This is a genomic window from Bradyrhizobium valentinum, from assembly GCF_001440405.1.
Taxonomy (GTDB): Bacteria; Pseudomonadota; Alphaproteobacteria; order Rhizobiales; family Xanthobacteraceae; genus Bradyrhizobium; species Bradyrhizobium valentinum.
Map to the genome: position 1 here is coordinate 1 of NZ_LLXX01000191.1, position 309 is coordinate 309.

Consider the following 309-nt stretch of genomic DNA (forward strand, 5'->3'; position numbering starts at 1 on the left):
CAACGCGCTGCGGCTGCGCAGGCTCCGGCACCGCCGCGGCAAGCTGGGCAGCCGGTGGGCTGCCACCGCCGCCACCGCCAAGCGAGGCGTTGAAGATGACGGCGCGCGTCGAGTCGATAGAAAACAGCGCGAGAACGGCCGCTATCGCCGACACCACCGCCACGCCGGCTACAATGCGCCCCGCGCGAGATTTCTTCAGCCCGCCGCTGCCGAACCTTCGGTCGCCGCTCGCGAAAGCATATTCGGAGAGCTGCTGATGATGCTCTTCCTCGTAATTGGAGAGGAAAAGCGGCACCGGCTCGTGTGGCG

General features: G+C 67.3%; 1 protein-coding gene. It reads right to left on the minus strand.

Features of this window, described 5'->3' with window-relative positions; genetic code table 11:
* Nucleotides 1-309: hypothetical protein (locus CP49_RS34475; protein WP_197423330.1), on the minus strand; the 309-nt coding region annotated here is incomplete at both ends.